This is a genomic window from Nocardiopsis sp. MT53 (genome assembly GCF_019598965.1).
GTDB classification, from domain to species: domain Bacteria; phylum Actinomycetota; class Actinomycetes; order Streptosporangiales; family Streptosporangiaceae; genus Nocardiopsis; species Nocardiopsis changdeensis.
Genome location: NZ_CP080599.1, coordinates 3662745 through 3685788, shown reverse-complemented (window position 1 = coordinate 3685788; position 23044 = coordinate 3662745). Strand labels below are relative to the sequence as shown.

Below are 23044 nucleotides of genomic sequence, written 5' to 3'. Positions count from 1 at the left end.
TTGACCTTCACACCGGTGGCACGGTCTACGGTCGGCGCATGAGCGAACAGGCCCCCGGCACGACATCCGCGACCCGCTTCCAGGTGGTGCTGCCCGACGAGTCCCCGGACATGCCGCCGCGGGTCCTCGCCGACCTCGCCCGGCGGGCCGAGGAGCTGGGCGCGGACGCCCTCTGGCTGCCGGACCACCTGCTCCCGCCCGCCCCCTACGGGGCCACCTTCGGCGGCGTGTACGAGCCCCTGGTGACGCTGGCCCACCTGGCCGCCCGCACCGAGCGGGTACGGCTGGGCACGTCGGTGCTGGTGGCGGCGATGCGCGACCCGTTCACCCTGGCCAAGCAGGCGGCGACGCTGCACGCCCTGTCCGGCGGGCGGTTCGTGCTGGGGGTGGGGGTCGGCTGGTCCCGGGAGGAGTTCGCCGCGGTGGGCGCGGACTTCGCCACGCGCGGCGCCCGCACCGACGAGACACTGCGGCTGCTGCGGCACCTGTTCGAGGGCTCGGGCCCCTTCCGGGGCCGGTTCCACTCCTACGAACGGGGGGTGTTCGAGCCCCGCCCGGCGTCGCCCCTGCCGGTGACGGTGGGCGGCGCCTCCGAGCCCGCCCTGGCGCGGGCCGCGGCCCTGGGCGACGCCTGGCAGGGGGTGGGCCTGGACGCCGCCGGGTTCGCGCGCTGCCGCGACCGCCTGCGGGAGCTCACCGAACGCCCGGTGCGGGCGCAGACCCGGATCGCGTGGGACGGCGGGGAGGCCGGGTTCGACGGGGCCGTGGACCTGTACCGCGCCCTGGAGCGGGAGGGCGCGGACGCCGTGGCGGTGTGGTTCGGGGACTGGGAGGGGTCCGGCGAACGGATGGAGCGGTTCGCCGCGGCGGTCCTGCGGCCGGCCTGACGGGCCCGGCCGCCGTCAGCCGAAGAGGCCGCCCCGGTACTTCTTGTGGACCGCCTGCTTGGACACCCCCAGGGCGTCGGCGATCCGCTCCCAGGTGGCCCCCTGGTTGCGGGCCCGGCGCACCAGGACCGCTTCGAGCCGTTCCATCTCCTGGCGCATGCGCACGGTGGCGTCCAGCCCGACCAGCGGGTCGGTGTTCTCGGTGGCGCGGGCCAGGTCGGCCAACCGCTCGGCGTCCATGGATCGACTGTAAACGAGGCCCGCGGCGACCGCACCGTGCGGACCGCACCCCCTCCGGCCGCCCGGCCGGGTGCGGACCGTCCGCCGGGGTCCGGTCCCGGGGCCGGCATCGGGCCTGTGACAGGGTGGGGACGCTTCGAGGAACCGGACGAAGGAGTGCATATGGGACGCGACATCGCGACGGAGGAACTGGTGCCGGGAGTGTTCGTGGACCGCGCCCGGTTCGAGGACGTCCCGGCGATCGTCCGGCTGCTCGCCGACGACCGGCTGGGCGCTTCCCGGGAGGCCCCGGACGACCCGGAGGTGTACCGGCGGGCGTTCGAGGACATCGACGCCGACCCGAACCAGTTCCTGGCGGTGCTGCGCCGGGGCGACCGGGTGGTGGGCACCCTCCAGCTGACGTTCGTCCCCGGGCTGTCCCGGCGGGGCGCGCTGCGGGTCCAGGTGGAGGCGGTCCGGGTGCACGGCGGCGAACGCGGCACCGGCCTGGGGTCCGCGTTCATGGAGTGGGTGGAGCGGGTGGCCCGCGGCCGGGGCGCGGCACTGGTGCAGCTCACCTCGGACCGGGCCCGCGAGGACGCCCACCGGTTCTACGAGCGCCTCGGCTACGCGCCCTCGCACCTGGGGTTCAAGAAGCCCCTCGGCTGACCGGATCGTTCCGGTGGCGGCCCCGATCGTGTCTGTCCGGACACGGGGGCGGCGCGGGAGGATCGGCGCATGACGAGAGCACTCCTTGTGGTCGACGCCCAGAAGTCCTTCCTCCAGCGGGAGACCTGGCGGGCCTCCTCCAACCCCGACGTCGCCGACGACGCCGCCCGGCTCGTGGCGCACGCCCGGGGGCGCGGCGACCTGGTGGTGTGGGTCCTGCACACCGAGCCGGGGACCGGCACCCCCTTCGACCCCGCGCTCGGGTTCGTCGAGCCCCTGGACGGGCTCGACCCCCGGGAGGGCGAGCCGGTGCTGTACAAGACCGTGCACAGCGCGTTCGGCGGCACCGGCCTCCAGGGCGTCCTCGACGAGCGGGGGGTGACGGAGGTGGCGGTCTGCGGCATCCGCACCGAGCAGTGCTGCGAGACCACCGCCCGGGCCGCCTCCGACCTGGGGTACGGCGTCACCTTCGTGGTGGACGCCACCGCCACCGAGCCGATCCCGGCCCCCGGGTCGCGGCCGGGGCGGCCGCTGGCGGAGATCCTCGCCGACCCGGCGACGCTGGGCACCGGGGACGTCGTCACCCGCACCGTGTACGCGCTGTCGGGAAGGTTCGCGCGGATCTCCACGGTCGCCGAGGTGACCGGCGTAGACTGACCGGATCGTGACCCTCGTCAGCTTTCTCCTCGTCTCCGGCGTGCACCTGTTGGACCTGGCCGGTCCGGCGCAGGTGTTCTCCACCGCGGCCGACCTGGGCCTGGGGTACGAGGTGCGCTACAGCGCGGCGCACGAGGAGGTGGCCACCGCGCAGGGCCCGGCCCTGCGGGTGGGCACCGACGTCCCGCCGCCCTCCCCCGACGGCCTGGTGGTGGTCCCGGGGTGGCGGGCGGGCGGCCGGGTCCCGCACCGGGTGCTGACCGACGGGCAGGCCGGCGCGCTGTCCGCCCACCGCGCCGCGGGCGGGACGGTGGCGAGCGTGTGCTCGGGCGCCTTCGCCCTGGGCGAGGCCGGGCTGCTGGACGGGCGGCGCTGCACCACCCACCACGGCCTCCAGGACCTGCTGGCCCGCCGGTTCCCGCGCGCCCGGGTGGTGCCCGACGTGCTGTACGTGCCCGACGGCGGCGTGCTCACCTCGGCGGGCATCGCCAGCGGCATCGACCTGGCCCTGCACCTGGTCACCGTGCGGCACGGGCCGTCTGCGGCCGCGGCGATCGCCCGGGAGATGGTGGTCTACGCCCGCCGCAACGGGGACGAACCGCAGGCAGGGGTGATGCTGAGGCACCGGGGGCACCTGGTGGACGCGGTGCACCGGGTGCAGGACGTCATCGACGCCCGGTTCCGCGAACCGCTGCCGCTGGCGGAGCTGGCGGCGACGGCGCGGGTGAGCGAGCGGACGCTGACCCGGCTGTTCACGGCGACGACCGGGCTCACGCCGCTGCGCTACCAGCAGGGGCTGCGCCTGGAGCACGCCGAGCACCTGATCGGCGCGGGCGAGACCGTGGAGGCCGCGGCGCGCGCCGTCGGGTTCGGCGACGCCCGGATGCTGCGCCGCCTGCGCTCGCGCCCCTCCTGACCCGCGCCGGAGCACCCCCGGTGGACCCGGAACGCGCGGGGACCCGCCGCTCATGCGGCGGGTCCCCGGGGGCCGCGGGTCAGGCCCGCAGGGCCTCGACGAGCTCGTGCTCGTCGTCCTTGGACAGGTTGGTCTGGATGACCGTGGGCCGGAGCGGCTTGACCGCGTCGATGACGCGGTCGGCGGTGGTGATGTCGGCGAGCAGGAAGACGGCGGCGCGGCCGTCCTCCAGGTGGGTGCCGATCTGCTTGATCATGTCGTCGTCGATGCCGATGTCGGTGAGCTTGCCCGCGACGGCGCCGGTGGCCGCGCCGACGGCCAGGCCGAGCAGCGGGTTGAGGAAGATCAGGCCGATGAGGGTGCCCCACAGGGCGCCGCCGGCCGCGCCCATACCGGTGGTGCTCACGGTCTGCTGGATGCGGGGGCGCCCCTTGTCGTCCTTGTAGGCGTAGGCGGCGTCCTCCAGCCGGAGCAGCTGCTGCTTGTTGAGGTCGGCGGCGATGTCCAGGGCGCGCTCGGCGGTTTCACGGTCGGCCACGCCGAGGACGATGAGCTGTGACATGGGTGTGCGTTCTCCCGTCGTCGCCGGGCCCGGGTGTCGGGCCCGATCGGCGGAACCCTTCCCGGAGGCGGCTCCCGCCAATGTCAGGGGGCCCTTTTCATCCGGCAAAGCCCGCCCGTCGCCCTCCACCACCCTCAACGGACGCCCCCGGCGCAGCCCCTCCCTGTCCGTCGCCCTCCACCACCCTCAACGGACGCCCCCGGCGCAGCCCCTCCCTGTCCGTCGCCCTCCACCACCCTCAACGGACGCCCCCGGCGCAGGTCCCGTGCGGGGCCGGGCGGGGGCTCAGGTGCGGCGGGCGAGGAAGAGGCGGGTGACGTAGGGGATGCGGATCCGCCCGTCCGGGAAGTGCTCGCGGGCCAGGGCCGTGAGGGCCGCGCGGGTGGCGTCCTCGCCCAGGGCGCGGACGACCGAGGCGACCTTGCTGGAGGACAGCGCGTTGCCCAGCAGCTTCTCCAGGTCGAGCTCCCGGGTCCAGGCGGTGGAGTGCCCGACCGCGTCGGCCAGCCCGTCCGCGGCGTTCATCTCCCCCACCGTGTCGAACACCCGGTAGTCGCGCCGGTAGTCGTCGCCGTACTTCTCCAGCAGGCCCTCGTAGGCGTCGACGAAGTCGCTGGACTCCCAGTCGCGGTCGTTGTGCAGGACGGCGGCGGTACCGCCGGGGACCAGGACACGGACGGCCTCGGCGTAGAACACGGGCCGGTCGAACCAGTGCACGGCCTGGGCCGCCAGGACCAGGGAGGCCGACCCGTCCGGGAAGGGGAGCGCCTCGGCGCGGCCGTCCGCGTACTCCAGGCCGTCGGCCTCGTCGGCGGCGGCACCGCGCATGGCCCGCCCGGGTTCGACGCCGACCACGCGGGGCCCGGGGCCGAACAGGTGGCGCAGGGTCCGGGTGGAGATCCCGGTTCCGGAGCCGACGTCGAGCAGGAGCCGGGGCTCACCGCCTCCCGCCAGGACATGCTCGCGGAGGCGTTCGGTGATGTCCGCGGGATAGCCGGGGCGGAAGCGCCGGTAGTCGTCGGTGAGCCGGTCGAAGGCCTGGGTCCTGTCGGTCAACGGAGGCGCCTCCCCATGGGGTCGTGCGACCCGCCCGGTCGGCGGGCCCGGACACCAACCTAGCCCGGCGGGCCCGCCGCGCGCCCGACCGGGGCGGGCCGGGTCAGGGGGCGGGGGCCGGGGCGCGGTAGTGGGAGGGGCTGCGTCCAGTGTGGTGCTTGAAGGCGGCGCTGAAGGCGAAGGCGCTGCCGTAGCCGACACGGGCGGCGACGGCCTCCAGGCCGAGGTCGGGGCGGGCCGTGAGGAGGTCGCCGGCGAGGGTGAGGCGCCACGTGCGCAGGTAGGTCATAGGCGGGGTGCCCACGGCGCGCTGGAAGCGGTCGGCCAGGGTGGAGCGCGAGACCGCGCAGGCGCGGGCCAGGCCCGCGAGGGTCCACGGGTCCGCCGGGCGTTCGTGGACGAGGTCCAGGGCACGGGCCACCACCGGGTCGTGGCGGGCGTTGAGCCAGCTCGGGGCGTGGTCGGGCGCGTCCTCGATCCAGGCGCGGACGGCCATCACCAGCAGGCAGTCCAGCAGCCGGTCGTTGAGCCCGGACTGGGCGACGCGGTCGCTGGTGATCTCCCTGGACAGCAGGGACACCAGGGCCGGGTCGACGCGCTCGCCCGGCAGCACCGCCAGGCGGGGCAGCGCGGACAGCGCCAGCCGGCCGACCTCGCTGTCGTCCTCGTAGGCGCCGACGATCAGGGTGTCGGGCCCGTCGGGGTCGTTCCCCCACGTCCCGACGCCGTGGAGCATGCTCAGGTGCACCTCCTGGCCGTCGGCCGCCACACAGCGCTGCCCGGGGTGGACGGTGATCGTGGGGGCGCGCCCGCCCCGGTCGGAGAGCGTGTAGGGCTCGGGCCCGCGCACGAGGAGCACGTCCCCGGCCGTGGCCCGGGCGCCGCCGTCGCCGACGTCCACCCACACGTCCCCGGAGGTGACCACGGCCAGGGTGAGGGCGGAGCGGTCCAGCAGCCGGATGCCCCACGGGGGGCGCATGACGACGCGCAGGGTGAAGGCGCCCCGGGCCCGGGGTCCGTCCAGGAGGTGGGAGAGCGGATCCATGACCCGACCCTATGGTAGACGATCTCTTATGCCTTCCGGTATCCGGACCATGTTCCGTCCGGCTCCGGACTGGTGGACTCGGACCATGAACGAGAACACGAGCACCGAGCACATCCTCCTCACCGGCGGCACCGGGATGACCGGACGCCGCGTCCACGCCCTCCTCTCCGAGGCCGGGGTCCGGACCCGGGTCGCCTCCCGGTCCGGGGAGCCGCGCTTCGACTGGCACGACACCTCCACCTGGGACGCCGCCCTGGACGGGGCCACCGGCGTCTACCTCTGCTACCACCCCGACCTGGCGTTCCCCGGCGCCGCCGGAACGGTGGCGGCGTTCGCCGAACGCGCCGCACGGGCCGGGGTCCGCCGGATGGCGCTGCTGTCCGGGCGGGGCGAGAAGGGGGCGCGGGACGCCGAGGACATGGTCCGCGCGGCGTTCCCCGGCACGACCGTGCTGCGCTGCTCGGTGTTCGCCCAGGACTTCTCGGAGAGCTTCTTCCTGCCCCCGCTGCTGGGGGGCGCCCTCCCGCTGCCGGTGCCCGACGTCCCCGAGCCGTTCGTGGACCTGGACGACGTCGCGCTGGTCGCCGCACGCTCCCTGACCGGGGACGGGCACGGGGGTGCGACCTACGAGCTGACCGGGCCGGAGGCGGTCACGTTCGCCGAGGCGGTGCGCGTGGTGGGCGAGGTCTCCGGGAGGGACGTCCGCTTCCTGGAGGTGCCGCCGGAGGAGTTCGTCGCGGCGATGGCGGCGGCGGGCGCCCCCGAGGAGCTGGCGCACGGACTGGTGGGGCTGCTGGAGGAGATCCTGGACGGCCGCAACGCCGAACCCGCCGACGGGGTGGAGCGCGCCCTGGGCCGCCCCGCCACACCGTTCGCCGACTACGCCCGCAAGGCGGCGGACGCCTGGCGGTAGCCCGGCACGGCGGGGCGGGGAGCCGGGGCGGCGGTGGGCGGTCGCCGCCGTTCCGGCCCTGTTCGGCGGCCCGTGGCGGCGCGTCGCCGGCGGCCGATCTCACGGTCCGTGACGAACTCCGCCCCCTGGTCACGATGTGTGGATAAGAGCGGAGTAAGCGGGCACGGTGTGTGAGCAAATGTCAGGTAAATCTTAAGTTTCCGTTTGAAGTTCGACTGCCGCCCGCCTCTCGGTGAAAGTTCCTGTGACCAGCCGCACAAGAACTTTCACAAGAACTTTCAGAGGAGGGGGCCATGCCGACCTTCGGACGTGCCGCCACCGCGGGGAAGGGTGCCGCCTCCGGCCCCGCCCCCGCCAAGAAGCCCATCTACCGCCACCTGTACTTCTGGGTGCTCGTCGGTATCGCACTCGGCATCGCCGTCGGTCTGCTCTTCCCGACCTGGGCCGCCGAGATGCGGTGGCTCGCCGACCTGTTCATCAAGCTCGTCAAGGTCGTCATCGCCCCGACCATCTTCTGTACCGTCGTCGTCGGCATCGCCAGTCTGGGCAACCTCGCCAAGGCGGGCGGCCTGGCCCTGCGGACCCTGGTCTACTTCACCGCGCTGACCGTGATCGCCCTGGCCATCGGCCTGGTCACCGTGAACATCATGCGGCCCGGCGTCGGCCTGAACATGTCGTTCGACGAGGCCGACGCGGCCGACACCATCGCCAAGGCGGAGGAGAGCGGCGAGGGCTTCTCCGGCTTCGTCCTCCACACCATCCCCGATTCGTTCTTCTCGGCGTTCGTCGACGGCCAGCTCATCCAGGTGCTGGTCCTGGCCATCCTGGTCGCCTGCGCGCTGACCATGCTCGGCAAGCGCGGCCAGGCCGCCGTCCGCGCCCTCGACACGATGTCGCACGTCATGTTCGGCGTCATCAAGATCGTCATGTACGCCGCCCCCATCGGCGCCTTCGGCGGCATGGCCTTCACCATCGGCGAGTACGGCGGCCAGGTGCTGAGCAGCCTCGCCTACTTCATGCTCAGCTTCTACGTCACCTGCGTGCTGTTCATCATCGTGGTCCTGGGCATCGTCAGCCGGATGGCCGGGTTCGGCCTGTTCAAGCTGCTGCGCCTGATCCGCGACGAGCTCCTGATCGTCCTGGGCACCTCCTCCAGCGAGTCCGTGCTGCCGCGCATGATGACCAAGCTGGAGGCCGCGGGCGCCAAGAAGTCCGTGGTGGGCCTGACCATCCCGACCGGGTACTCGTTCAACCTGGACGGCACCGCGATCTACATGACCATGGGCGCGATCTTCATCGCCCAGGCCACCGGCTCGGACGTGTCGGTCTGGACCCAGGTCGGCCTGCTGCTCTTCATGCTGCTGTCCAGCAAGGGCGCCGCGGGCGTCAGCGGCGCCGGACTGGTGACCCTGGCCGCCTCGCTGGCCGCGTTCGGCGACGTCATCCCGCTGGCCGGGATCGCGCTCATCGTCGGCATCGACCGGTTCATGTCCGAGGCCCGCGCCCTGACCAACCTCATCGGCAACGCGGTGGGCACCCTGGTCATCGCCCGCTGGACCGGCGGCCTGGACCGCGACCGGCTGAAGCACGTGCTCGACAACCCGAACTCCATCGACATGGACGCCCTCATGAGCTTCGACGACAGGTCCTCCGACAAGGAGGAGGACCGGTCCGGCGAGGAGTCCGGGGACGGGAGCGCCGAGGACACCGCCGAGGCCGCGGAGGCCGACGGCTCCGGCACCCGGCCCTCCGACGGGGGCGCGGACGGGGACCGCTCCCCGGTGGGGACCCGCGGCTGACCGACCGACCCCGCGCGGTCCGGCTCACTCCCGGCCCACGGACCGCGCCCGGTGCGCGCACTCCTCCCGGAACCCTGGTGCCGCACCGGCTCCCCGCCCGCCCCGTACCGGCCTCACGAGGCCCGGTGCGGGGCGGCGCACGTTCGCCGGTCGGCCCTCAGCAGCCGGCCAGCTGGGCGCTGAGGGCGCCGCGCCGTCCGGACAGCTCCTCGATGCGGGCGTCCAGGGCGGCGACCTCCGCCCGGATGGTGGCCACCAGGTCGGGGCACAGCTCCAGCTCGACGGGGTCGGCCTCGGGGTCGCGCACGCACGGCAGCACCGAGGCGATGGTCTCCGTGCTCAGCCCCATGGCGAGCAGGGCGCGGACGGCGCGCACCGTGCGCACCGCGTCCGGGTCGTAGGTCCGGTACCCGTTGGCCGCGCGCGCGGAGTCCAGCAGCCCCTGCTCCTCGTAGTAGCGCAGCAGCCGACGGCTCACTCCGGTCCGCTCCGACAGCTCCCCGATCAGCACGAGGTGACCCTCCTCACTTGACGTTCACACCGGTGTCACGGCCTACCGTCGCCGCATGATCGAACACTACGCACGCACCGTCAAGGGTTCCGGTCCGGGTCTGCTGCTCGCGCACGGCGGCGGGGGCGGGATCGAGCCGAACTTCGGCCCCCTGATGGCGGACCTGGCCCGCACGCACACCGTGGTCGCCCCGGACCTGCCGGGGACGGGGGGCACCCCGCGCGCCGCCGGCCCCCTGGACCTGGACTCGGTGGCCGACTCGCTGGTGGCCGCCGCCGTGGAGGAGGGGGTCGAGGAGTTCACCGTTCTGGGCTACTCCCTGGGCACCGCGATCGCGGTCCGCGCCGCCGCCCGCCACCCCGGGCGGGTGACCGGGCTGGTCCTGACGGCCGGGTTCGCCCGGATCGACAACCGGACGCGGCTGAACGTCGACGTGTGGCGGTCCCTGCTGGACGGGGACAGGGACACCCTGGCCCGCTTCAACCTCTCCGTGGCCTTCGGCGCCCCCGCGCTGGACGCGCTCTCCCCCGGGGAGCTGGAGGAGGCCGTGCGCTCCGCCGCCGGTTCCGTGCCCGCGGGCACCCCCGAGCACGTGGACCTGGTGGCCCGGGCGGACACGCGCGCCGACCTCCCCGGCATCGCGGTGCCGACGCTGGTCGTGACCACCGCGCTGGACCGGCTGGTCTCGCCGGAGCTGTCCCGCGCGCTGGCCGCGGGCATCCCCGGCGCGGAGTCGGTGGAGATCGACTCCGGCCACCTGATCGCCGCGGAGGCCCCGCGGGAGTGGGGCCGGGCCGTCCGCGGGTTCCTGGACCGGCGGGTGCCCGTGCGCGGGTGACCGCCCGGCCGCGGGCCGGCCTTCGGGGCGGCGGGAGCGGTCGGCGTCGGGAGAAGCGGGGCGCATCGGGCCCCTTCGGTCACGGCGGCCCCGGATTCCCCCTCCGACACGGGAACCGGCGGAATGCCGATGCGTCGGAGCGGGTAACGGATGAGCGTCCGGACACGAGGTCCGGCTCCCCCGACCCCCTGGGAGACCCCGTGAAGCTCTACGCCGACCACCCGGTCCGCGCCCTGTTCCAGCTCGCCTCCGACGCCCTGGCCGTCGCGTGGGTCTACCTGTGGGTCCGGGCCGCGCTCGAACTGCGCGACATGATCGGCGCGCTGGACCGGCCCGGCGAGCTCATGGCCGCCACCGGCCGGGGGTTCAGCGAGCACATGGACAGCGCCGCCGAGCAGGCCGCCAAGGTGCCGCTGGCCGGGGAGACCCTGGCCGTCCCCTTCACGAACATGAGCGAGACCGGCGCCTCCCTGACCTCCGCCGGCGACTCCTTCCGCGAGACGGTCGCCTCGCTGGCCACCACGCTGCCCCTGCTGGTGGCGGCGGTGCCGGTGCTGCTGGTCGCCACCACCTGGCTGCCCGCCCGGGCCCGGTGGATCGCCCGGGCCACCTCGGTGCGCCGGACCGGGAAGCTGTCCCCGGAGGCCCGCTCCCGCCTGCTGGCGCTGCGCGCCCTGACGTCCGTGGCCCCGGCCCGGCTGGCCGCGGTCCACCCCGACCCGGCCGGGGCCTGGCGCTCCGGGGACACCGCGGCCCTGGACCGGCTGGCCGCCCTGGAGCTGCGCCGCATGGGCTTGAGGGCGGGGTGAGCCCCGCCCCCGGGACCGGGTCCCGGGGTGGCCCGATCCGGCCACGGGGAGCGGGGCGGATGTCGGTGCCGCTGCCTAGCCTGGAGGGAACCGACCCCGGGAGCCGCACATGCACCTGTCCGCCCTGCTCGACTTCGACGCCGTCCCCCTGGACACCGAGGACGCCGTGGCCGTCCTGCTCGACATCGTCGCTCCCGAACGCGAACAGAACGCCCAGCGCCCCCGGGCCACCCTCCAGATCGTCCTGGACACCAGCGGCTCCATGCACGGCGGCCGCCTCGACGGGGCGGTGCAGGCGCTCCTGGGGCTGATCGACCGGCTCGACCCCTCCGACGACTTCGGGCTGGTCGTGTTCGACACCCAAGCCCGCGTGGTCGTGCCCTGCGGCCCCCTGGCCGACAAGCCCGCCGTCCGGAGGTCGGTCGGGGCGCTGCGCGCGGGCGGGGGTACCGATCTGTCCAGCGGCCTGCTGCGCGGCATCCAGGAGGCCCGCCGGGCGGGCGGGGAGCGGGGGGCGACCCTGCTGCTCGTCTCCGACGGGCACGCCAACAACGGCGTCACCGACCACGACCTGCTGCGCCAGGTGGCCGCCGACGCCTACGGGCACGGGGTCACGGTGGCCACGCTCGGCTACGGGCTGGGCTACGACGAGGCCCTGCTGGGCGCGGTGGCCGAGGGCGGCACCGGCAGCGCCCTGTTCGCCGAGGACCCCGACACCGCGGGCGGCCTGATCGCCCAGGAGGCGGAGTACCTGCTGGCCAAGAGCGCGCAGGCGGTGTCGCTGCGGATCCCCGCGGGCGAGCACGTGCGCGCGGTGGACGTGGTCGGCGAGATGCCCTCGCACCGCCTGCCGGACGGGTCGGTCATGGTGGAGCTGGGCGACTTCCACTCCGGTGAGGAGCGCCGGCTGCTGCTGCGGCTGGAGGTGCCGGGGATGTCGTCGCTGGGGACGGTCACCCTGACCACGCTGGAGGCCACCTACGTCGACCCGGAGACCCTGACGACCTACAACGCGACGCTGCCGGTCAGCGTGAACGTGGTGCCGGGCGACGAGGCCGCGGGCCGGGTCCCGCGCCCGGAGGTGCGCACCGAGGAGGCCCTGCAGAAGGCGCAGACCGCCAAGAAGCGGGCGAGCGAGGCGCTGCGGCGGGGCGACCGGGCCGAGGCCGCCCGGCTCCTGGACCAGGCCGGGCGGGACCTGGACGACCTGGACGCGCCCGACTTCCTCGGCGGTCCGGCCGCCCCGGGCGGGGCGTACGGAGCGGCCCCCGCCCCCGCGGCCGCGCAGGCCGTGGAGCTGCGGGACATGGCGCGGATGGCCCGGGAGGACGACCTCTCGCGGGCCGCCAAGACCGCCTACGCCAGCCAGTCCGGGTACACCCGCAAGCGCGGCCGCTACCAGCAGGCCCAGGGGCCCGGGTCCTCGCAGACGCCTCCCCCGCAGGCGCCGTCCCCGGCGCCCCCGACGCCCCCGGCCCCGCCGCAGGAGCCGTCCGGGCCGGGGCGGCTCGGCGGGTGGATCCGGCGGCTCGGCGGCCAGGACCCCGACCGCCGGCTCTCCTCCCCGGACTCCCCCGGAGAGGACGGCGGCCGGGACGGGGCGGAGCGCTCCTGACCTGCCGCGTCACGGCACCTGGTAGTAGGAGTCCCTCACGTCGGTGACGGCCATGTGCCCCGGAGCGTGCCCGATCGCGAACTCCGGGGCCGAGGCCGCCACCGCCGCCTGCGGGGTCACCCCGCAGGCCCAGAACACCGGGACCTCCCCCTCCCGGACCTCCACCGGGTCGCCGTAGTCGGGCCGGGACAGGTCGGCGATGCCCAGCGCCGCCGGGTCGCCCACGTGCACCGGCGCCCCGTGCACGGCCGGGTAGCGGGAGGTGATGCGCACGGCGTCGGCCACCCGGTCCGCGGGGATCGGCCGCATGGAGACCACCAGCGGGCCCCGGAACCGACCGGCCGGACGGCACTCCCGGTTCGTCCGGTACATCGCGACGTTGGTCCCGGCCTCGGTGTGGCGCACCGGGACCCCGGCCTCCAGCAGCGGCGTCTCGAACGTGAAGCTGCACCCGATGAGGAAGGCCACCAGGTCGTCCCGCCACAGGTCGGTGACGTCGGCGCGCTCCTCCACCAGCTCGCCGTGCCGGTACACGCGGTAGGCGGGCAGGTCGGTGCGCAGGTCGCCGTCGAACACCGACGCCGACACCTGCCCCGGCTCGGTCACGTCCAGGACCGGGCACGGTTTGGGGTTGCGCTGGGCGAACAGCAGGAAGTCGAAGGCCGCCTCGCGCGGCAGGGCGATGAGGTTGGCCTGCGCGTACCCGGGACTGAACCCGGAGGTGGGCGTGCGCAGCCCGGAGCGGAACAGCTCGCGGGCCTGCTTCGGGGACAGCTGGGCCGGGTCCATCGGCGGTCTCTCCTTCTAGAGCGTGAAACGGATCGCGGTCCCGGGCCGGGCCTGTGCCGCCAGGGGCAGGTCGGCGGCGCGGACCACCGCGATCACCGGATACCCGCCGGTCACCGGGTGGTCGGCCAGGAACAGCACGGGCTCGCCGGTGGGCGGCACCTGGAGCGATCCCGGCACCATGCCCTCGCTGGGCAGCTCGCCGTCGCGGGACCGCTCCAGGGCCGGCCCGGACAGGCGGGCGCCCACCCGGTCGCTGCGCGAGGTGACCTCGTAGGAGCAGGTGAGCAGGGTCTTGAGGGCGTCGCCGGTGAACCAGTCGTCGCGCGGGCCCGGGACCACGCGCAGGGTCGTCTCCGGTCCGCCGACCGGCGGGACCGGGGCCAGGTCGACGTTGGGGAACCCGGCGGGCGGCGGGCCGACCGGCAGCAGGTCGCCGGGGGCGGGCAGGTCGGGGCCGAGCCCGGCCAGCACGTCGGTGCTGCGCGAGCCCAGGACCGGCGGCACGTCCACGCCGCCGCGGACGGCCAGGTAGGTGCGCAGGCCCCGCGCCGGGGAGCCCATCACGAGTTCGGCGCCGTCGGCCAGGCGCAGGACGGTGTTCATGGCGGCACCGCGGCCGTCCACCCGCAGCGGCACCCCGGCCCCGGTGACGGCGACCGTCAGGGGGCCGCGGGCGCGCACCCGCAGCCCGCCCAGGGTGGCCTCCAGGGCGGCGGCCCCGGCCGGGTTGGCGAGCATGCGGTTGGCCAGGGCGTAGGAAGCGGTGTCGGCGGCGCCGGAACGGCCCACGCCCAGGGCGGCGTGGCCGGACCGCCCGGTGTCCTGGACCGTGGTCAGCGGCCCGGTCGCCACGATCTCCAGAGCGCTCACCGCACCTCCTCGAAGCGGACGCGCACGCCCGGGCGCAGCAGGCCGGGCGGGTCGCGGTGCAGGTCCCAGATCTTCTCCCCGGTGCGGCCGAGCAGCTGCCAGCCGCCCGGGGAGCTGCGCGGGTACACGCCGGTGAACTCCCCGGCCAGGGCGACCGACCCGGCGGGGACCCGGGTGCGGGACTCGGCGCGGCGCGGGACGCGCAGGCGCTCGTCGTCGCAGACCAGGTAGCCGAACCCGGGGGCGAAGCCGCAGAACGCCACGGTCCAGGTGGCCGCGGTGTGCGCCTCGACCACCCCGCGCGGGGTGAGGCCGGTCAGCCGGGCGACGTCGGCGAGGTCCTCGCCGTCGTAGACCACCGGCAGGACCACGGTCTCCCCCTCGGCGCGCTCCCCGGCCGGGGCGAGCGGGACCCGGCGCACCGCCGCGGCCACCGCCCCGGGGTCGGCCCCGGGGGCGAGCCGCAGCAGCACGGTCCGCGCCGCCGGGACGACGTCGGCGACGCCCGGGACGGGGGCGGCCTCCAGGGCCGCCCCCAGAGCGATCACCTCGGACAGGTCGGCGACCTCCACCAGCACACCGCTGTCGGCGCAGGTCAGTACGCGCACGGATTCTCCTTCGGGCCGGGGTCGGGTCCCCGGTCGGTCAGCGGGCGAACGGCGCCGGGGTGACGCCTTCGGCGCGCAGCCGGTCGGCGACGGCACGGGCGATGGCGACCGCCCCGGGGCTGTCGCCGTGGACGCACAGGGAGTCGGCCTCGATGAGGATCTCACTCCCGTCGACCGCGGTGACCGGCTCCCGCCGGGCGATGCGCAGGCAGCGCTCGGCGATCTCCTCGGGGTCGTGCAGGACGGCGCCGGGTTCGCGGCGGGAGACCAGGGTGCCCTCGGGGGTGTAGGCGCGGTCGGCGAACGCCTCCCGGTAGGTGGGCAGCCCGGCCTTCTCCGCCAGCTCCAGGAACCGCGATCCGGGCAGGCCGAGCACGGGCAGGCCGGGGTCGAAGGCGCGGACGGCCTCGACCACGGCGGCGGCCTGCTGCTCGTGGTGGACGATCGTGTTGTACAGGGCCCCGTGCGGCTTGACGTAGCGGATGCGGTCGCCGGCCAGGCGGGTGAAGGCCGACAGCGCGCCCATCTGGTACAGGACGTCGGCGGTCAGGTCGGCGGGTGGAACGTCGATGAAGCGGCGGCCGAACCCGGCCAGGTCGCGGTAGCCGACGTGGGCGCCGACCGCCACGTTCTCGGCGGCGGCGTCCGCGGTGGTGCGGCGCAGCACCGAGGGGTCGCCGGCGTGGAAGCCGCAGGCGACGTTGGCGCTGGTGACGATGGACAGCAGGGCCCGGTCGTCGCCGAGCTCCCAGCGGCCGAAGCCCTCGCCGAGGTCGGAGTTGAGGTCGATGCGGGACACGGGTGCTCCTCTCTACTGCCAGAGGGCGGCGATGCCGCCGAGGGAGTTGACCGCCATGTAGGCGGTGAGCGCCCAGGCCAGGACGCCGATGACGATGAGCCACACGGGGTACCTGTAGCCGCCGAGCAGGTCCCGGGAGCGGCGCGCGGCGACCCAGAGCATGATGCCCAGGCCGACCGGAAGGATGACGCCGTTGAGCGCGCCGGCCAGGACCAGCAGGGTGTTCGGGGCCTGCCCGGAGACCAGCAGGATGACCAGGGAGACGCCGATGAAGACGGTGACGAGGATGCCGCGCCGCTTCTCCAGCACCGGGTGGAAGGTGGAGACGAAGGAGATCGAGGTGTAGGAGGCGCCGATCACGGAGCTGACCGCGGCCGCCCACATGATCACGCCGAACAGGCGCATCCCCGCCTCGCCCGCGGCCTGGAGGAAGGCCTCGGCGGAGGGGTTGTCGGACTGCATGATGTCGACGCCGCCGGAGACCACGCCGAGGATGGCGAGGAAGAGCAGCACGCGCATGACACCGGTGACGATGATGCCCAGCACGGAGGTGCGGGAGATCGCGGCGATGTTCTCGGGGCCGCCCTGCCCGGACTCGATGAGGCGGTGGACCCCGGCGTAGGTGATGTAGCCGCCGACGGTGCCGCCGATGATGGTGACGGCGGCGAGGAAGACGTCCGTGCCCAGCTGCTCGGGCAGGACGGCCTGGCGCAGGGCCTCGCCGACCGGGGGCCGGGAGATGACCGCGACGTACAGGGTGAGGCCGATCATCGCGACGCCGAGGACGACCAGGACGCGGTCCAGGGCCGCGCCCAGCCTCTTGGCGCCCAGGATGACGACGGCCAGGACCGCGGAGATGACCGCGCCGAGCCGGGGGTCGACCCCGGCCAGGGCGTTCAGGCCCAGGCCGGTGCCGGCGAGGTTGCCGACGTTGAAGACCAGGCCGCCGAAGACGATGAGGGCGGCCAGCAGGTAGCCGGCGCCGGGGACGACCTTGTTGGCCAGGTCCTGGGCGCGCGTGTTCGCGACGCCGACGACCCGCCAGATGTTCAGCTGGACGGCGATGTCCACGAGGATCGAGATGAGGATCGCGAAGGCGAACGTGGCGCCGAGCTGCGCCGTGAACTGAGTGGTCTGGGTGATGAAGCCGGGGCCGATGGCGCTGGTGGCCATCAGGAACATCGCACCGAGCAGGGTGCTGCTCAGCGCGACCCGTCCGGGGCGGGGACGCACCTTGGCGGGTGCGGGGGGCGTGTCGCCCATGGTCTCTCCTGGGGATGCGGTCTGGAGATACGACGTGACGCGGACCACTCCACGCCGTTGGATTGTTGAACAATACTTCAATCCAACAAGGCCAGTAAAGAGCCTTGCCGCAAAGACCGCTGGTCAGGGATGTAACGTTCTGCTCTCGTCGGCCGATTATTCATAGGATCATCCAATGAAGCGTTCACATGAGAACGCACCGACCGGAACCCCGCGGCATCGGCGACAATGGGAGGGCACCGTTCCCTTCCCAGCGAGGAGCTCCTGTGACGGCCACGGACGACCGCGTCGGCAGGCCGACCCGACGGCTGCTGCCGCTGCCCAGCCAGGCCGAGCGGGTCGCCGAGCTGCTGCGCGAGGCCGTCATCGACGGCGACCACCCGCCCGGCCGGCGCCTGTCCGAGGAGCGGCTGTGCGAGGAGCTCGGCGTCTCCCGCAACACCCTGCGCGAGGCGTTCCGGCTGCTGGTCCGCGAACGGCTGGTGGTGCACCAGATGCACCGCGGCGTGTTCGTCACGCTGCCCACCACGGAGGACGTCCGCGACCTGTTCAGGGCGCGGCGCTCCCTGGAGCTGACCGCCGTGCAGCGCGCCGCCGACCCCGCCCCCGAGGCGGTGGCGGCGGTGGGGCGGGCCGTCGACGAGGGCGAGGCGGCCCGCGACGCGGGCGACTGGTGGGGGGTGGGCACCGCCAACATGCACTTCCACCAGGCGCTGGCCGGACTGGCGGGCAGTACCCGGGTCGACGAGTTCATGAGCCGGGTCCTGGCCGAGACCCGGCTGGTCTTCCACGTGATGGACGCCCCCCGCGAGTTCCACGCGCCCTACCTGGACTGGAACCGGCGCATCCACACCCTGCTCGCCGGCGGCGACCACACGGCCGCCGCCGCCGAACTGGAGGCCTACCTGGACACCTCCGAGGAACAGCTGACCACCGCGTTCCTCGCCCGCGAGGCCGGCGGAGGCGACTGACGGGGCGATCGGCATCGCGCTGACCTGGGGGTTCGCCACCGCTTCGGGCGAGGCGGAGGAAAAGCCACGTGACACAGGTCCCGAAATGCCATGATGGGCGCGCAATGGAACTGAACGGACGCCCTGCCACCACCGGGGAGCTCGGCTCCCTCGCCCTCCACGGCTACGGCCACTTCACCACCATGCTCGTCGCCGACCTGCGCGTACGCGGCCTGGAACTGCACATGGACCGGCTGCGCGGGGACTGCCGGGCGCTGTTCGGCACCGAACCGGACATCCCCCGGGTGCGCGAGCTCGCGCGGCGCAGCGCCCGCGCGCACCCCTCCCCCGCCGTCATCCGGGTGACCGTCTTCGACCCCGCGCTGGACCCGGGCAGACCCGCCGGGCGCACCTTCCCCCAGATCCTCGTCACCACCCGCCCCGCCCCCGTCCCCGACCGGCTGCCGCCCCCGCTGCGGCTGGGCACCCGGCTGTACACCCGGGACACCCCGGAGGTGAAGGGCACCGGCCTGTTCGGCCCGATCCGCCAGCGGCGGGCGGCCCAGCTGGACGGGCACGACGACGCCCTGTTCCACGGGGCGGACGGGCTGCTGTCGGAGGGGCCCACCTGGAACATCTGCTTCCTGGACGGCGAGGGCCTGGTGTGGCCGCAGGGCCCGGCACTGCCGGGGGTGACCGCGCGGCTGGTGAGCGGGCTCGCCGAGGACATGGGCGTGCCCGTCTCCACCCGGCCGCTGTCGGCGGCGGACGCGGCCGGGATGTCGGGGGCGTTCGTGACCAACGCGGTCACGGGGGTGCGCCCGGTGGCCTCCGTCGACGGGGAGCGGCTGCCGCTGGCCGCGCTCACCAACAAGCTGGCCGCCACCTACCGGGACCTGCCGGGCGACCCCCTGTGACCCGCCGGTTCAGGCCCCGGCGCGGCGGGCCCGCCCCGGCCACCAGGTGCGCGGCCCCACGTCCAGCGCCAGGGCGGGCACCAGCACGGTGCGCACCAGCAGCGCGTCCACCAGCACCCCGAACGCCACCAGGAAGGCCAGCTGGAGCAGGAACAGCAGCGGGATGACGGCCAGCGCCGCGAAGGTGGCGGCCAGCACCACGCCGGCGGAGGTGATGACCCCGCCGGTGACGGTGAGCGCCCGCAGCACGCCGTCGCGGTGGCCGTGGACCAGGGTCTCCTCCCGGGCCCGCGACATCAGGAAGATGCTGTAGTCGATGCCCAGCGCCACCAGGAAGACGAACGCGAACAGCGGCACCACCGGATCGGCGCCCGGCAGTTTCAGCACGTGGTCGAAGACCAGGGTCCCCACGCCCAGCGCGGCGGCGAACGACAGCACGTTGGCGGCCATGAGCAGCAGCGGGGCGACCAGCGCGCGGAGCAGGACGACCAGCACGAGCAGGACCACGGCCAGGACCAGCGGCACCACCACGAGGAAGTCGCGCTGGGCGGTCTCCAGGGTGTCCAGGTCGGTGGCGGTGACGCCGCCGACCAGGGCGTCGGCCCCCGGGGCGTCCGCGGCCAGGCGTTCGCGCAGGTCGCGCACGGCGTCCACCGCTTCGGGCGACTCTGGTCCCACGGTGAGGACCACCTCGACCAGGGCGCGCCCGTCCTCCTCCAGGGGCGGCGCCCCGGCCCCGGGGGGACCGGGCTCGGTGACCGGCGCGGCGGACTCCACGGACGGCGAGCCCTCGGCGGCCGCGACGACGTCGGCCACATGGTCGGCGTCCGTGACGACCAGCGCGGGGGCCGCCGCGGCGTCGGTGCCGAAGCCCCGGTCCAGGACCTCCTGGGCGGTGACCGCCTCCACCTCGGTGCGGAACACCTCGGCCTGGCCGGTGCCCTCGGCGCTGAACGCGGGGGCGAACACGGCGGCCGCGGCCAGCAGCACCGTGGTGGCCGCCCACAGCGTGCGCGGCCGGCGGGCCACGGCCCGGGCGACCCGGCCCCAGAACGGGTGGGCGGCCATGACGCGGTCGGTGTCGCCGCCGGTCTCGGCGGTGGGCCGGTGCGGCGCGGTCGGCCAGAACGCGGCCCGGCCGGCCAGCGCCAGCGCGGCGGGCAGGAAGGTCATCGCCGAGAGGACGGCCGCGCCGACCCCGATGGCGACGACCGGGCCGAGGCTGCGGGTGGAGGCCAGGTCGGCGGCGAGCAGGCAGAGCAGGCCCAGGACGACGGTGCCCGCGGAGGCGAGCACCGGTCCGGTGACGCCGCGCAGGGCGGCCATGACGGCGGTCGGGACCCGTTCGTGCAGGGCCAGTTCCTCGCGGTAGCGGGCGACGAGCAGGAGGGCGTAGTCGGTGCAGGCGCCCACGACGAGGATGAACAGGATGCCCTGGCTCTGCCCGTTGAGGCTGACCAGGCCGGCGTCGGCGGCCAGGTACACGAGGGCCCCCGACAGGCCCAGGGCGAGCAGGGACGCCAGGATCACCAGGACCGGGAGCAGCGGGGAGCGGTAGACGGCGACGAGGATGACCAGGACGGCCGCGACCGCGACGAGCAGCAGGGTGGAGTCGATCCCGCCGAAGGCCGCGGCGAGGTCGGCGGCGTAGCCCGCCGGACCGGTGACCTGGGGGGTGAGGTCGCCGACGGGGTGGTCGGCCAGGACGGCGCGCAATTCCTCGACGGCGTCGGAGGTCTTCTCGCCGGAGTCGATCGGCACGATCAGCTGGGCGACGGAGGGGTCCTCGGTTCCGGGGAAGGGGCCGACCACCTCGCCGGAGACCCACGGCCGTTCGGCCACCTCCTCCCCGACGGCGGCGATGTCCGCCAGTTCCTCCGCGGTGACGTCCCCGTCCCCGGACCACAGGGCGATGGCGGGCACCGCGTCCTCGCGGTCGAAGTCCTCGGCGATCCGGGCGACCTCGGTGGACTCCGCCCCCACCGGCAGGAAGGCGGACCGGTCGTTGGTCTGCACCTCGCCGAGCCTGCCCAGGAAGGCGCCCAGCGGTCCGCCGCCCAGGGTCCACAGCAGGACGACGAGCAGCGCCGCTCCGACCCACCACCGCGACCGGCGTAGCGGTCGCCTCTCCTCGTTCACCGGTGTTCCCCTCCACCGCGACAAAATTCACGGAAAACAAGTATCTCGCTTTTCGAGCCTTTCTTGGACGCGACTCTACACCCTCGCCGGACCGGCCGTTCCCTCCCCCTCCGCACGCGCCCGCCCCGCACCGGACGCGGTGCGGGGCGGGCGGCGGGGCCGGCGGTCACACGGCCGCGGGCTCGCGCGCCTCGCTGTGGGCCGTACGCGCCATGTTCCGCGACATCGAGCCGAACACCACCCCGTGGAAGGGCGTCACCGCGGCCCAGTACAGGTGGCCCAACAGGCCGCGCGGCCGGAACAGCGCGCGCTGGCGCAGCACCGTGCGCCCCCGGCCGGGCTCGACGGTGAACTCCAGCCACGCCGGACCGGGCAGGCGCATCTCCGCGCGCAGCCGCAGCAGCTCCCCCGGCACGATCTCCTCCACCCGCCAGAAGTCCAGCGAGTCGCCCACCCGAAGGCGCCCCGGATCGCGGCGGCCCCGGCGCGGGCCCACCCCGCCCACGGCGAGGTCGATCCAGCCGCGCGCCGCCCAGGCCAGCGGCCAGGAGTACCAGCCCCGTTCGCCGCCGATCCCCTCGACCACGCGCCACACCGCCTCCGGCGGGGCGTCCACCTCCCGCACCCGCTCGTCGGTGTACAGGCTGCCCCCCGCCCAGTCGGGGTCGGTGGGCAGCGGGTCGGACGGGGCCCCGGCCCAGGAGGCCGACGTCCACCGGGTGTCCACGCGGGACTGGGAGGTGCGGCGGACCGCCAGCTCCACCGCGCGGTCGAACCCGATGCGGGCGTGGTCGCCGAGCAGGCCGGACAGGTCGTCCTCGCCGCACACCGCGTCATGGCGCAGCGACTCCACCAGCGGCCGGGCGATGGCGGGCGGCACCGGCGTGACCAGTCCGACCCACAGGCTCGACAGCCCCGGCGAGAGCACCGGGACCGGCAGGATCAGGCGGGGGCGCAGCCCCGCCACCCGCGCGAACCGCTGGATCATCTCCGCGTAGGTGAGGACGTCGGGTCCGCCGACGTCGAAGGTGCGGTCCTGCTCCGGCGGCAGGTCGGCGGCCTCCACCAGCAGCCGCAGCACGTCGCGCACCGCGACGGGCTGCACCCGGCTGCGCACCCAGCGGGGCGTGGTCATCACGGGGAGCCGCTCGGTGAGGTACCGCAGCATCTCGAAGGACGCCGACCCCGACCCGATGATCACGGCGGCCCGCAGCACCGCGGCCGGCACCGGGCCGTCCAGCAGGATGCGGCCGACCTCGGCGCGGGAGGCCATGTGCGCGGAGAGGTCCTCCCCCTCCGGCGCCAGGCCGCCCAGGTAGATGACGCGCCCGACACCGGCCCCGGCCGCCGCCTCGGCGAAGTTCCGCGCGCCCCGGGCGTCGTCGCCGGAGAAGTCACGGCTCCCCGACATGGAGTGGACCAGGTAGTAGGCGACGTCGGCCCCCTCCAGCGCCTCGGCCAGCCCCTCCCCGGAGACCACGTCGCCGCGGGCCGCCTCCACCCTGTCCCGCCAGGGGTGGTCGCGCAGCTTGCCGGGGTCGCGGGCCAGGCAGCGCACCTCGAACCCGGCGTCCAGGAGCTGCGGGACCAGCCGCCCCCCGATGTACCCGGTGGCCCCGGTGACCAGCGCCCGGCGCCCGCTCACCGGGCCGCCCCCGCGGGGGCCGTGCCCCGGCGCAGGCTCCGCCGCCGCTCCCGGTGGCGCCGGTACGGGTTGTCCTCGGGCAGGCCGCCGGTGAAGCGCCCGTACATGCCCACGGTCAGCATCAGGATGCCGACCACGAAGCTGAAGATCACGTTCGGCATGGAGAACGCGAGGATGTTGTAGTCGGTGCTCATGAGGTACAGGTTGACCAGGCCGCTGGCGACGAAACCGGCGCCGACCAGGGTGGAGACCGTCGACGAGTAGGTGCCGCCCACCACGGCGGCGCCCACGAGCAGCGATCCGACCGCCACCGAGACGAAGCCCAGCGCCCCGTTGGTGGACAGGCCGGCCACGACCTCCCCCCGGGTGTCGAAGAGCGGCAGGCGCACGAACAGGCTCGTCACGCCGAATCCCACCAGAACGAGTCCGATGAACGCCGTTCCGAACCGGTGGACGGCGGCCAGGCGCCGGTCGGCGTTGTGCGAGGTGTCCAGGTCCATGGGTCCCCTCCGTTCCACGTCTTTGCAGCTAGAGTCGGTGGCGAGGACGGGTGCGACAAGTCGCGCCG

At 74.9% G+C, this 23044-nt stretch carries 24 protein-coding genes; 11 read left to right on the top strand and 13 right to left on the bottom strand.

What is annotated here, in order from left to right; genetic code table 11:
* The first annotated feature begins 38 nt into the window (after window positions 1-38).
* Complete coding sequence (locus K1J57_RS16450; RefSeq protein ID WP_220559447.1) at window positions 39-887, top strand: TIGR03619 family F420-dependent LLM class oxidoreductase; 849 nt, start codon at window positions 39-41, stop codon at window positions 885-887.
* A gap of 15 nt (window positions 888-902) precedes the next feature.
* On the opposite strand, the gene K1J57_RS16445 is transcribed toward K1J57_RS16450, so the two are convergent.
* On the bottom strand, window positions 903-1127 hold the full coding sequence (locus K1J57_RS16445) for a helix-turn-helix domain-containing protein (RefSeq protein ID WP_220559445.1): 225 nt from the start codon (window positions 1125-1127) through the stop codon (window positions 903-905).
* A 162-nt stretch (window positions 1128-1289) separates the two neighbouring features.
* Here K1J57_RS16445 and K1J57_RS16440 point away from each other — a divergent pair, with 162 nt between their 5' ends.
* The 3 genes from K1J57_RS16440 (at window position 1290) to K1J57_RS16430 (ending at window position 3348) form a co-directional block, all read left to right on the top strand.
* Entirely contained in the window at window positions 1290-1775 is a 486-nt protein-coding gene (locus K1J57_RS16440; RefSeq protein WP_220559444.1) for a GNAT family N-acetyltransferase, read from the top strand.
* 69 nt (window positions 1776-1844) lie between these two features.
* On the top strand, window positions 1845-2432 hold the full coding sequence (locus K1J57_RS16435; protein ID WP_220559443.1) for an isochorismatase family protein: 588 nt from the start codon (window positions 1845-1847) through the stop codon (window positions 2430-2432).
* Between the two features lie 7 nt (window positions 2433-2439).
* Window positions 2440-3348: a GlxA family transcriptional regulator gene (locus K1J57_RS16430; RefSeq protein WP_220559442.1), complete on the top strand. Its 909-nt coding sequence runs from the start codon at window positions 2440-2442 to the stop codon at window positions 3346-3348.
* 79 nt (window positions 3349-3427) lie between these two features.
* Here the strand turns inward: K1J57_RS16430 and K1J57_RS16425 are convergent, their stop codons facing one another.
* The 3 genes from K1J57_RS16425 to K1J57_RS16415 form a co-directional block, all read right to left on the bottom strand.
* Entirely contained in the window at window positions 3428-3910 is a 483-nt protein-coding gene (locus K1J57_RS16425) for a DUF1269 domain-containing protein (RefSeq protein WP_220559441.1), read from the bottom strand.
* A 285-nt stretch (window positions 3911-4195) separates the two neighbouring features.
* Window positions 4196-4966, bottom strand: a complete 771-nt coding sequence (locus K1J57_RS16420; protein ID WP_220559440.1) for a class I SAM-dependent methyltransferase — start codon at window positions 4964-4966, stop codon at window positions 4196-4198.
* Window positions 4967-5069: 103 nt separating this feature from the next.
* The gene (locus tag K1J57_RS16415; protein ID WP_220559439.1) at window positions 5070-6011 is read right to left on the bottom strand and encodes an AraC family transcriptional regulator; all 942 of its coding nucleotides are present in this window, start codon (window positions 6009-6011) and stop codon (window positions 5070-5072) included.
* An 85-nt stretch (window positions 6012-6096) separates the two neighbouring features.
* Between K1J57_RS16415 and K1J57_RS16410 the strand changes: the two genes are divergently transcribed.
* Window positions 6097-6924, top strand: coding sequence for an NmrA family transcriptional regulator (locus tag K1J57_RS16410; protein ID WP_220559437.1), 828 nt, complete (start codon window positions 6097-6099; stop codon window positions 6922-6924).
* Between the two features lie 293 nt (window positions 6925-7217).
* Window positions 7218-8723 (top strand): C4-dicarboxylate transporter DctA, encoded by a 1506-nt coding sequence (dctA, locus tag K1J57_RS16405; protein WP_255646361.1) that lies wholly within the window; start codon window positions 7218-7220, stop codon window positions 8721-8723.
* A 157-nt stretch (window positions 8724-8880) separates the two neighbouring features.
* On the opposite strand, the gene K1J57_RS16400 is transcribed toward dctA, so the two are convergent.
* On the bottom strand, window positions 8881-9234 hold the full coding sequence (locus K1J57_RS16400; RefSeq protein ID WP_220559435.1) for a MerR family transcriptional regulator: 354 nt from the start codon (window positions 9232-9234) through the stop codon (window positions 8881-8883).
* Between the two features lie 55 nt (window positions 9235-9289).
* Here K1J57_RS16400 and K1J57_RS16395 point away from each other — a divergent pair, with 55 nt between their 5' ends.
* The 3 genes from K1J57_RS16395 (at window position 9290) to K1J57_RS16385 (ending at window position 12496) form a co-directional block, all read left to right on the top strand.
* On the top strand, window positions 9290-10072 hold the full coding sequence (locus K1J57_RS16395; protein WP_220559434.1) for an alpha/beta fold hydrolase: 783 nt from the start codon (window positions 9290-9292) through the stop codon (window positions 10070-10072).
* Window positions 10073-10272: 200 nt separating this feature from the next.
* On the top strand, window positions 10273-10881 hold the full coding sequence (locus K1J57_RS16390; protein WP_220559433.1) for a hypothetical protein: 609 nt from the start codon (window positions 10273-10275) through the stop codon (window positions 10879-10881).
* Between the two features lie 109 nt (window positions 10882-10990).
* Window positions 10991-12496, top strand: a complete 1506-nt coding sequence (locus K1J57_RS16385) for a VWA domain-containing protein (protein WP_220559432.1) — start codon at window positions 10991-10993, stop codon at window positions 12494-12496.
* 9 nt (window positions 12497-12505) lie between these two features.
* Here the strand turns inward: K1J57_RS16385 and K1J57_RS16380 are convergent, their stop codons facing one another.
* Genes K1J57_RS16380 through K1J57_RS16360 form a run of 5 tightly spaced genes read right to left on the bottom strand, consistent with a single transcriptional unit; the run spans window position 12506 to window position 16825 of the window.
* Complete coding sequence (locus K1J57_RS16380; protein ID WP_220559431.1) at window positions 12506-13285, bottom strand: putative hydro-lyase; 780 nt, start codon at window positions 13283-13285, stop codon at window positions 12506-12508.
* A 15-nt stretch (window positions 13286-13300) separates the two neighbouring features.
* The gene (locus tag K1J57_RS16375; protein ID WP_220559430.1) at window positions 13301-14155 is read right to left on the bottom strand and encodes a biotin-dependent carboxyltransferase family protein; all 855 of its coding nucleotides are present in this window, start codon (window positions 14153-14155) and stop codon (window positions 13301-13303) included.
* Window positions 14152-14763, bottom strand: a complete 612-nt coding sequence (locus K1J57_RS16370) for an allophanate hydrolase subunit 1 (RefSeq protein WP_220559429.1) — start codon at window positions 14761-14763, stop codon at window positions 14152-14154. Before K1J57_RS16370 ends, K1J57_RS16375 begins: the two co-directional genes overlap by 4 nt.
* Before the next feature lie 37 nt (window positions 14764-14800).
* A complete protein-coding gene (locus K1J57_RS16365; protein WP_220559427.1) occupies window positions 14801-15562 on the bottom strand; it encodes a LamB/YcsF family protein in 762 nt (253 codons plus the stop codon).
* 12 nt (window positions 15563-15574) lie between these two features.
* Window positions 15575-16825 carry an NRAMP family divalent metal transporter gene (locus K1J57_RS16360; RefSeq protein WP_220559426.1) on the bottom strand — a complete coding sequence of 417 codons (1251 nt, stop codon included), beginning with the start codon at window positions 16823-16825 and terminating at the stop codon, window positions 15575-15577.
* 266 nt (window positions 16826-17091) lie between these two features.
* On the opposite strand from K1J57_RS16360, the gene K1J57_RS16355 reads away from it, so the two are divergent.
* Window positions 17092-17796 carry a GntR family transcriptional regulator gene (locus tag K1J57_RS16355; protein WP_220559425.1) on the top strand — a complete coding sequence of 235 codons (705 nt, stop codon included), beginning with the start codon at window positions 17092-17094 and terminating at the stop codon, window positions 17794-17796.
* 104 nt (window positions 17797-17900) lie between these two features.
* Window positions 17901-18692, top strand: coding sequence for an aminotransferase class IV (locus K1J57_RS16350; RefSeq protein WP_220559424.1), 792 nt, complete (start codon window positions 17901-17903; stop codon window positions 18690-18692).
* Window positions 18693-18701: 9 nt separating this feature from the next.
* Here K1J57_RS16350 and K1J57_RS16345 read toward each other — a convergent pair whose 3' ends face one another.
* The 3 genes from K1J57_RS16345 to K1J57_RS16335 form a co-directional block, all read right to left on the bottom strand.
* Window positions 18702-20831, bottom strand: coding sequence for an MMPL family transporter (locus K1J57_RS16345; protein ID WP_255646360.1), 2130 nt, complete (start codon window positions 20829-20831; stop codon window positions 18702-18704).
* A gap of 166 nt (window positions 20832-20997) precedes the next feature.
* Window positions 20998-22476: an SDR family oxidoreductase gene (locus K1J57_RS16340; protein WP_220559423.1), complete on the bottom strand. Its 1479-nt coding sequence runs from the start codon at window positions 22474-22476 to the stop codon at window positions 20998-21000.
* Window positions 22473-22976, bottom strand: coding sequence for a DUF4383 domain-containing protein (locus K1J57_RS16335; protein WP_220559422.1), 504 nt, complete (start codon window positions 22974-22976; stop codon window positions 22473-22475). Before K1J57_RS16335 ends, K1J57_RS16340 begins: the two co-directional genes overlap by 4 nt.
* Window positions 22977-23044: the final 68 nt, after the last annotated feature.